Source organism: Streptomyces achromogenes (assembly GCF_030816715.1).
GTDB classification, from domain to species: Bacteria; Actinomycetota; Actinomycetes; order Streptomycetales; family Streptomycetaceae; genus Streptomyces; species Streptomyces achromogenes_A.
Genome location: NZ_JAUSYH010000001.1, coordinates 6,908,308 through 6,918,197, shown reverse-complemented (window position 1 = coordinate 6,918,197; position 9,890 = coordinate 6,908,308). Strand labels below are relative to the sequence as shown.

At 73.1% G+C, this 9,890-nt stretch carries 5 protein-coding genes and 1 pseudogene; 3 read left to right on the top strand and 3 right to left on the bottom strand.

Annotated elements, in window-relative coordinates; translation table 11 throughout:
• Positions 1-553: 553 nt before the first annotated feature.
• A pseudogene (locus QF032_RS30825) lies at positions 554-875 on the bottom strand (pyridoxamine 5'-phosphate oxidase family protein); the annotation flags it as partial.
• A gap of 448 nt (positions 876-1,323) precedes the next feature.
• On the opposite strand from QF032_RS30825, the gene QF032_RS30820 reads away from it, so the two are divergent.
• The 3 genes from QF032_RS30820 to QF032_RS30810 all read left to right on the top strand — a co-directional run bounded on the left by QF032_RS30820 (position 1,324) and on the right by QF032_RS30810 (position 4,951).
• Entirely contained in the window at positions 1,324-1,848 is a 525-nt protein-coding gene (locus QF032_RS30820; RefSeq protein ID WP_307058331.1) for a PadR family transcriptional regulator, read from the top strand.
• Positions 1,845-2,537 carry an ABC transporter ATP-binding protein gene (locus tag QF032_RS30815; RefSeq protein WP_307047012.1) on the top strand — a complete coding sequence of 231 codons (693 nt, stop codon included), beginning with the start codon at positions 1,845-1,847 and terminating at the stop codon, positions 2,535-2,537. Before QF032_RS30820 ends, QF032_RS30815 begins: the two co-directional genes overlap by 4 nt.
• Before the next feature lie 62 nt (positions 2,538-2,599).
• Positions 2,600-4,951, top strand: coding sequence for an ABC transporter permease (locus QF032_RS30810; protein ID WP_373430399.1), 2,352 nt, complete (start codon positions 2,600-2,602; stop codon positions 4,949-4,951).
• Positions 4,952-5,103: 152 nt separating this feature from the next.
• Here QF032_RS30810 and QF032_RS30805 read toward each other — a convergent pair whose 3' ends face one another.
• Both QF032_RS30805 and QF032_RS30800 read right to left on the bottom strand, forming a co-directional pair.
• Positions 5,104-7,089, bottom strand: a complete 1,986-nt coding sequence (locus QF032_RS30805) for an ABC transporter ATP-binding protein (protein ID WP_307058330.1) — start codon at positions 7,087-7,089, stop codon at positions 5,104-5,106.
• A 370-nt stretch (positions 7,090-7,459) separates the two neighbouring features.
• Positions 7,460-9,508: an SWIM zinc finger family protein gene (locus QF032_RS30800; RefSeq protein ID WP_307060431.1), complete on the bottom strand. Its 2,049-nt coding sequence runs from the start codon at positions 9,506-9,508 to the stop codon at positions 7,460-7,462.
• Positions 9,509-9,890 lie beyond the last annotated feature (382 nt).

Here is a 9,890-nt window from a genome sequence, read left to right as displayed (position 1 = left end):
TTGGGCCGTCTCCCAGCGAGTGCAATCGCAAAGTAGGCGCATTCTGGAAACGTCACAGGACCACGGACGCCATAGGGCGCCAACCGCGTCTGCACGTCAGCGCAGTCGAACTCACGGCTCAGCCGCACCGGAGCGTTCCGGCGCGGCTGCGTCGTCTCACGGCTCCACGCAGAGTCCGTCGGGACGGGCACCGGCGGAGCCTCGCCGTATCACTCACCTATCACACACCCATCACCAACTGGGTGACCTATCCCGGACCAAGAGGCTCTGACCTGCAATTCCATGCCCGCACTGGACTGGCGTAGACGCCCCTGGACGGTCTCTACAACCTGTGCCAGGTGGTGCCCAGCGAGGGCCCGAGGATCAGGACGGGAGCCTCTTCCGGCCCGTCAAAGCGGTATTGCAGGGTGTTCGACGGTGTCTCACTCACGCCCCAGACCCTCTCACGTCTCACGAAATCTCACACAGCCCGAGGGTTCCGGCGGCGCAGTACCAGGTCGGTCACGGCTCCAGGGCCAGGCGCAGACGGTCGCGTCCCACGGGCCCGGCGGCTTCAGCGGCCCTCGTGATTGCGGCGCCCGCGCACCGCCACGCCGTGCACAGGTCGTCCGCCGACGAGTTCACGTCCGGTGACCAGTTCGGGCTCGATGCGGACGAAGACCTCCTGCGGCGCCGGCACCCGGGGGGCCGGGCCGGTGCGGGCCAGGCGTTCGTGCCGGGCGGGGGCCGTCACCACCGGGCCGGGCCCGTGACGACGACGCTCCAGCCGGAGCGCCCCGCCGCGTCGACTCGTCGGTCTCGAAGGCGACCACCGCGCCGTCGACCGCGCGGACCAGCTCCGCGGCCGCGGAGGTGCTCAGCAGGACCGCGCCGTCCGGCCCGGCTCGCCTCGGCCGCCTCGGCGCCACCGCCGGTCGGTGACGCGCAGGGCCGCGACTTCGACCTGCGCCCGGTATGCCTGTCCACACCGCCGTCAGCCATGCCCCGGGGTGTGATCGACCTGGCGGTGACCCAGGAGGAGAAGTTCCTGTACGTACAGAACGGCACCTCCGGCACCGTCGACGGCTTCCGCATCGGCGGGAACGGCTCCCTCACCCAGGTCACCACGGCCTTTGGGCCGCCCCCTTCGCCGAGTCCGGCGTGGAGGGCATGGCCGCGGTGTGACGAGGCCGCCGGCGCGGCCCGGCGCCTCAGGACCACACCCCGTTTCGCAATCGTGACCAAGGGACGATCCCTTCTCCCACCTGCGCGGCCGTACGCCCCGCCATGAACTGCACACGCGGTGTATACACACAGCGTATACACCGCGTGTAGAGTGGGCTCATGTCCATCGGTCACACCCTTTTGGGGCTCCTGGAGTCCGGCCCGCGACACGGCTACGAACTGAAGCGGGCCTTCGACGAGACGTTCGGTCACGACCGGCCGCTGCACTACGGCCAGGTCTACTCGACGATGTCCCGACTGCTGAAGAACGGCCTCGTCGAGGTCGACGGGATAGAGGCCGGCTCCGGTCCGGAACGCAAGCGCTACGCGATCACCGATGCCGGCGTCACCGACATGGAACGGTGGCTCGCGACCCCGCAGAAGCCGGAGGAGTACCTCCAGTCGGCGCTCTACACCAAAGTGGTCCTCGCGCTGCTCACCCACCGGGACGCCGCGGACGTCCTGGACACCCAGCGCTCCGAGCACCTGCGCAGCATGCGCATCCTGACGGACCGCAAGCGCAAGGGCGATCTGGCGGACCAACTGATCTGCGACCACGCCCTCTTCCACCTGGAGGCGGACCTGCGCTGGCTGGAGATGACCGCCGCCCGGCTCGACAAACTCCGTGAGGCTGTGGCCCGATGACGACTTCTCCCCCCGGTTCCCTGCTCACCGCGCGGGACCTGCGCAAGACATACGGCCACACCCATGCCCTCGACGGCGCCGGGTTCACCATCCACCCCGGCGAGGTCGTCGCCGTCATGGGCCCCTCCGGCTCCGGCAAGTCGACGCTGCTGCACTGCCTCGCGGCCATCCTGCCGCCCGACTCCGGGTCGATCACCTACAACGGCAGCGAAGTGACGACGATGAGCGACGCCCGGCGCAGCGCGCTGCGCCGCTCCGAGTTCGGCTTCGTGTTCCAGTTCGGGCAGCTCGTCCCGGAACTGACCTGCGTGGAGAACGTCGCCCTGCCGCTCAGACTGAACGGCACCTCCCGCAAGGAGGCGGAGCGGACCGCGCTCGGCTGGATGGAGCGCCTGGAGGTCGACGACCTGAAAAACCAGCGGCCCGGCGAGGTCTCCGGCGGCCAGGGCCAGCGCGTCGCCGTGGCACGCGCCCTGGTCACCGGCCCCCGGGTGCTGTTCGCCGACGAACCGACCGGCGCGCTCGACTCCGCCAACGGCGAGCGTGTGATGGACCTGCTCACCGGCGCGGCCCGCTCCGCCGACGCCGCCGTCGTCCTCGTCACCCACGAGGCCCGGGTGGCCGCCTACTCCGACCGCGAGATCGTCGTACGCGACGGCAGGGCCCGGGACATGGAGCGCGCCGTATGAGCGCGCGCGGGGGAGAACCCCCACGCGGGGAAGTCCCCTCGCCGGAGCGAAACCGAGAGCGGGTGGGAAGCAACGCGTGGGGCAGGTCCGCGGACCTGGCCATGGGAGCCCGGTTCGCCGTCACCGGCGGCCGCGAGGGATGGGTCCGCACGACACTGACAGCGGTCGGCGTCGGCCTCGGCGTGGCCCTGCTCCTGCTGTGCGCCGCGATGCCCACCGTGTTCGCCTCCCGCAGCAAGGTGGAGGACGCCCGCTACGCCGACGTGTACGCCCAAACGGTCCCGCCCAAGGCCGACAACACCCTGCTGGTCGCCGACGCCGACACCACCTGGCACGACGACGACGTCCAGGGCCTGTTCCTCGAACCCGAGGGCGCACGGGCCCCGTTGCCACCGGGGGTCGACCGCTTTCCGGGCAAGGGCGAGATGGTGGTCTCCCCCGCCCTCAGGGACCTGCTGGACTCCGACGACGCGAAACTGCTGCGCGAGCGCCTGCCGTACAAGATCACCGGCACGATCGGCGAGCGCGGGCTGATCGGCTCGCACGAACTCGCCTACTACGCCGGAGCCTCGGGGCTGACGCTGTCGGACGCCTCCCTGGTGACACGGCTGACCGAGTTCGGCACACCGGACGCGGCGCCCGAGAAGACCGACCCGGTGCTGCTGCTCATGATCGCGGTCGTGTTCGTCGTGCTGCTGACACCGGTCGCCGTGTTCATCGCCGCCGCGGTCCGCTTCGGTGGCGAACGCCGCGACCGCCGCCTCGCCGCGCTGCGCCTGGTCGGCTCCGACCGCGGGATGACCCGGCGGATCGCGGCGGGCGAGGCACTGGCCGGCTCCCTGCTCGGTCTGGCCGTGGGCACCGGCTTCTTCCTCCTCGGACGTCAGAAGCTGGGCAGCGGCGAGTTGCTGGGCGTGAGCGTGTGGCCCAGCTACCTCGACCCCGCTCCCGCGCTCGCCGCGCTGGTCGTGGTGGCGGTGCCGGTCTCCGCGGTGCTGGTCACGCTGCTCGCGATGCGCGGCGTGGTCGTCGAACCCCTCGGTGTGGTGCGCGCGGCCCAGCAGGGCCGCCGCCGGCTGTGGTGGCGGCTGCTGCCGCCGCTGGCCGGCCTCGCGATGCTCTACCCGATGATCGGCCAGGGTCACAAGAACGGGGACTTCAACCAGTACCTCGTCATCGGCGGCGTCCTGCTGCTGCTGACCGGCGTCACCGCCCTGCTGCCCTGGGTCGTGGAGACGGTCGTCGGCCGGCTCGGGAAGGGCCCGCTGTCCTGGCAGCTGGCCGTGCGACGGCTGCAGCTGAGCAGCGGCACCGCCGCCCGCATGGTCAACGGCATCGCCGTGGCGGTGGCGGGGGCCATCGCGCTGCAGATGCTCTTCTCCGGAACGCAGAGCCAGTACACCGAGAACACCGGCATGGACCCCGGCCGGGTCCAGATGCAGGTCGACTTCAGCAGCCCGCGGCCGCTGTCCGGCGTCGAGCGCGAGTTCGCCGGCGCCAAGGGCGTCCGTACCGCGGTGGCGCTGGCCCGCTCCCAGTACGGGGACGCCCCTCGCAACCCGGAGAACAGCGAGGGCCTGACCGTGGGCGACTGCGCCGCCCTGCGCGAACTCGCCGCGCTGCCCTCCTGCAAGGACGGCGACGTGTTCGTCACGCGCACCCGGAGCGGCTACACGGACCCCGACAACTCAGCCGAGATCGCCCTGCTGAAGCCCGGTCGTCAGCTCTACGTCGACCCGTCGGTCGACGGCCCCGAACGCGGCCTCGAGGTGCCCTGGACCGTCCCGGCGAACATCCGGGTGGTGAACGCCCGCAAGGACTCGCTGCAGGCCTACACCAGTCTGCTGGTCACCCCCACCGCCCTGCCCGCCGCGGCCGCGCCCGCGGTGTTCTCGGACGGTGTCTACCTGCGACTGGACCCCTCGGTGCCGGACTCGCGGGAGTACGTGCGCAACGTCGCCGCCCGCATCGACCCGCTGGCACGGACCTTCGGGTGGACGGCGGCCCAGGAGAACCACAGGTACGCCTCCATCCGCACCGGCCTGTTCGTCGGCTCCGCCTTCGTGCTGGCTCTGATCGGCGCGAGTCTGCTGGTCTCCCAGCTGGAACAGCTGCGCGAGCGCAGGAAGCTGCTCTCCGCGCTGGTCGCCTTCGGTACCCGGCGGCGCACGCTGAGCATGTCGGTGCTGTGGCAGACGGCCCTGCCGGTCGGACTCGGTCTCGTGCTGGCCACGACGGTGGGCGTCGCCCTCGGCGCGGTCCTGCTGAAGATGACCCGTACACCGGTGATCATGGACTGGGCGAACGTGCTCGCCATGACAGGGGTGGGCGCGGCCGTGGTCGGCATGGTCACGCTGCTCAGCCTGCCGCCGCTGCTGCGCATGATGCGCCCCGCGGGCCTGCGCACGGAGTAGCCCCTCGTACGGTCCGGCACATGGGCTCCTCCTGCCGGGAGGAGCCCATCCGTGCGCGCGGGCAGGCCCGATCGGCCCCGGCACAGCCCTTCAGCCCGGGGCACAGGCCTCAGAGGGCGGACGCCGCCTCAGGAGGCGCCCGCCGACCCCGGTCACGTGGCCCCGGTGCCCGTACGGACGTGCGACGACGTTTCCGGGGCCTGGTCCGGGTCCGGGTTGGGGTCCTGGTCCGGTGCCGGGTCCGGGTTGGGGTCCTGGTCCGGTGCCGGGTCCGGCGTCGGACCGGCCGGGCCGGGCGGCCCGCCGGGACCCGCTCCCGGCGCCGGGCGCCCCAGGGCCGGCTCGGAGCTCTCGCCGAGGAAGCCGCCCGACTGGTGCTGCCACAGCTTGGCGTAGGCGCCGTTCGCCGCGAGCAGCTCCTTGTGAGACCCCTCCTCGACGACGCTTCCCCGGTCGAGGACGACGAGACGGTCCATGCCGGCGACGGTGCTCAGCCGGTGGGCGACCACCAGGGCCGTGCGTCCGTCCATCAACCGCCACAGGGCGTCCTGGACGAGGAGTTCGCTCTCCGAGTCCAGCGCGCTGGTCGCCTCGTCGAGCAGCAGGATCGGGGCGTCGCGCAGGACGGCCCTGGCGAGGGCGACGCGCTGGCGCTGGCCGCCGGAGAGTTTCACTCCCCGCTCCCCCACCAAGGTGCCGAATCCGTCGGGGAGTTGGTCGGCGAACTCGGTGACGTGTGCCGCCGCGGCCGCGGCCCGGATCTCCTCGTCGGTGGCACCGGGCCGGGCGAAGGCGATGTTGTCCCGCAGGCTGCGGTGGAACATGGCGGGATCCTGCGGGACATAGGCGATCAGGGAGCGCAGGTCGCTCTGGCGCAACCGGCTGATGTCCTGACCGCCGATCAGGATGCGCCCGCCGTCGATGTCCGACATCCGCAGCAGGAGCCGGGTGAGTGTGGTCTTGCCGCCGCCGGACCTGCCGACCAGCCCGATCCGCGCGCCCGCGGGCACGTCCAGTTCGAGTTTCTCGAAGATCGGCTTCGCGCCCGCGTGGGCGAAGGTCACCGCCTCGAAGCGGACGCCGGTGTCCCGTGCCGCGAGCGGTTCGGGTTCCGCCGGGTCGAGCACGGTGGGCGGGTCCAGCAGCAGTTCCGTGAACTGCGCGGCCTCGGTCATCGAGCTTTCCAGACGCCGGTAGATCTGGTTGAACTCGAACATGATCTGGGTCGCGTTGGAGTAGTAGGTGAAGGCGACGACGACCTCCTCCACTCCCTGGCCCGGGCCGCCGAAGACGATGGCGACCACCAGGCCCAGCACGTTCGTCAGCACCGACAGGGGCGCGATCAGGGTGTCGACGCGCAGATTGCCGTAGTCCCACGACCTCAGTGTCAGGCGACGGGAGTCAGCGACCCGGCTGCGGTGTTCGTCGGCCTCCCGCCGTTCGGCCGCGAACGCCCGGATGGTCTCCATGTTGACGAGAGCGTCGGCGACGTGTCCGGAGACCCGGGCGATCGCCGCCTCACGGTCGTGGACGAGCATCTGCCGGCGGCGGATCAGAGGCGTCGCGGCCACCACGGTCAGCGCGATCATCACGAGAAGTCCGGCGACGAGCATCGGTTCGTAGCTCCACAGCACCACGGCGCCGAACACCAGGGGGACGAGACTGCCCACGATCCGGTACGTCACCGTGTCGACGAAGTCCTCGAAGCGCTTGCCGAAGCTGAGCACCCGTTTGGTCAGGGAGCCCGCGAAGTTGTCGTGGAAGAACGCCGCGTCCTTGGCGAGGAGTTCGTCCATGCCGCTCACGTACAGGTGTTCCATGCCGAGGGCGTCCACGCGGTTCAGGCAGTGCTGCCCGACCCGCCACACCGCCTCGGCGAGCAGCAGCGTCGCGCCGAAGCCCAGCACGTACGGCAGGGCCGGGCCGAGGGTGAGACCGTTGCCGTCGGCGGCCTGTCCCGCCAGTTTGGCGATCAGCAGCGGGGCGACGTAGCGGATGCCGATGTTGCCCACGGCCGGCAGCAGCAGCGCGGGCAGAGCCAGTCGTCGTAGTCGCAGCAGTTCCAGGCCGTAGCGGCGCAGCGCCAGAACGACCGCGCTCCTGCCCGGCGTCGGGCCTCGTGTATCTGTTGTTCCCATCACGCTCCCGGTGGTTCGGAAGTCGGAAGTGTCCCGTCCGGGAAGCTCCGCAGTCCAGGCATTTAATGCGGAAGGGCGAGAACCGGACACAGATGCACTTCTCCATACGCAGCGGACGTATCCGGTGGCGAGCCGGCGCCGGTCGGCGTGCAGCCGTCACCCCCTGCCGGAGGCCCGGCACCACGGGGCCTGCCCGCCCGCCGGCCGCGCCCTGGTGCTCCGCCGCCCGGACCACTGCGTCACGACCGGGACGCCGCCCGCCCCGTCCGCGACGAGGACCCGACTCCCGGGAACCGGGGCGCACTTCGCCACGACCACTGAAGCGGAGTCCGCCCTGCCCTCCGGGGAGACCGCATACTGCGGGCTGCGGTCAGAACTCGCCCGAGCCGCCCAGTCCGGTGAGCGCGCCCACCGGGTCCGGGTCGGGGGTGCCGCGCGGCCACCAGTCGTCCCGGCCGGGTTCTGACTCGTACGCGTACCACAACCCGTCCCGTCCGAAGCGGAGTTGGACGTGGAAGCGCGGGTGAGTGAGGTGGTTGCGACGGGGGCGGAAAGCGGGCAGGTCGGCGGCCAGGAGGAGGGGACGCGCCCGGTCGAAGCGGCCGGCCGGCGGGTCCCAGGACTCCTCCAGGACGGCGAGGCCGTCCGGTCCGCCCTGCCGCCAGGCGGCCACCGCGCGCGCCAGTTCGGACGGGGTGCGGCCGGCGGCGGAGGCCAGCGAGGCGTAGAGGGCCCGGGTGGCGGCGGTGAGCCCGGAGCCGGGGCGGGACGCGGCGAGCCGCACCGCGTCCTGCCAGAGGGTCAGCGCGCCGATCTCGTCGTGGCCGGTGGTCAACAGGGCGTGGGCGCGGGCGGCCGCGTCGGTCGCCAGGTGGTCCAGCGCGAAGGAGTCCGGGCCGTTCGGCGCGGACGGGTACACCGGAGGCTGCTCGGGGTGCGCGGGCGCGGGCAGCGGGGCCGGGAGGGGCGGCAGCCGGCGCTCGGCGAGGACTTCCGCGGCCCGCACACCCGGCAGGGGACGGGGTTGCCGCTCCTGTGCGGCGCGGGCCGCCCGGGCGGCGTTGCGCCGGGACAGCGCGTCCAGCAGCTCGCGCTCGCCCCGACCGCGCAGCAGGAGCAGCACGAACGGGTCGGCGTCGAGCAGCCGCGCGGTCTGGTAGCAGAGGGCGGCCGCGTGCTTGCAGGGGTGACCGCGATCGGGGCAACTGCAGTGCGGTTCCAGATCGCCGGGGCCGGGCAGCAGCGGCACCCCGCACTCGGCGAGCGACTCCGGCATCTCTTTGTCGAGCAGCGCGGCGATGTGCCCCGGATGCTCGACGGCGGCGGCCAGGAAGCGCTCCCAGTCCTCCTCGCCGAAGGTGCGCAGCCGGACCTGGACGCGGTACGGGCGGGGGCGGCTGCCCTGCACATAGGCCAGGACGTGTCCCGGCGTGACCGTGATCGCGTCCACGTTTCCCTGCTCGGCGTAACCGCGCCCGCGGAGCACGCGCTTGGGGTCGAGGGCGCCCTCCTCGAGTGCGGCGACCCAGGCGTTCCCCCACCAGGTCCCGGCGAAGTCGCCGCCGGTGCGCGGGGGGAAGGCCGGGAAGGTGCGGCGGTGGTCGCCGTCCCGGGAGGGGGCCGCCATGGAACGGGGGGTGTGGGGTGGGACGTCGTCGAGCACCAGGGAGAACGCATGGTCCTCGCGACCGTCGGGGGCGTAGGGGCCTTCGGGAGCGTCGGGGGCTTCGGGGCCGTCCTCCGCGTGGTCCCGGCGGGTCCCTCGCACGGGTTCCGATGCGGGCGTGGTGGCGGATGCGGTTGCGGGTGCGGGCACGGGTTTGCAGCCGGGCTCGGGTACGGATTCGGGCTCCGGTACGGATTCGGGCTCGGCAGTGTCGTCCGTCGGCATGCGGAAGGAGCCGGCGAGCAACTCCCGCACCGCGCGGGCGCGTTCCTCGGCGACCCGATCGCGTGTGTGCTCCGCGCGTCGGACGTCGGCGGAACGCCCGGCGGGCAGCGCGAAGGAACCTGCCCCGGGGTCGGGGCCGGGACGGTGACGCCGTCGGCGGGCGGCCCTCTCATGGGCCTCGTGGGCCGGCTGTCCGGCCGCATCGGCGGGGGCGTCGGCGGATGACCGGACCTCGGTTCCGGACGGGCCGCGGCGTGCCTGGGCCCGGGCCGCGCGCAGCGCCTCACGGGCGACGTCCCCCGGACGCGGGCCGGTCGTCGCGGGCGGAGCGGTCGTGGCGTCCGGGGCGGATTCGGTCCATGGAGGCGTGGTGCTCGGGACGGTCGTGAGGTGGGGGGAGGACGGCACCGGCTGCTCGTCGGACGCGGCGGCGCCGGTCCCCGCCGCATCGACGGCGGCCGGCCCTGCGGGCGCGGGCGGCGCGGCGGGCGCCGCGGGCCGGGGGCCGGTCGGGGTGACGGCCCCCATGCCGGCGCAGGCCGCCACCTCTGCCGCGATGCCGGCGGCGTCGCCCCCGGGCCCCGAGCCGGCCCCCGCAGGACGAACGCCGGACGCGGGACGCGGGCCCGCCGCAGGGCGCGAGCCGACCACGGGAACGGGGTCCGCCCCAGAATCGTCCTCAGGGCCGACGCCGACCGCGCCCACCGAGCCGCCGCCCACCGCACCGGCGTCGACTACGGGTCCGGCGTCGGCCACCGGTCCGGGGTCGGCCCCGGAACCGAGGACATCGGCAGAGTCGGGCGCGGCCGCAGTACTGCCGCCGGGCGCGGAACCCGAACCGGCCTCGGGGCGCGGGGACCAAGCCCCGAGGCGCGGGCCGGCCACCGGAACGGCGTCGGCCCCGGAACCG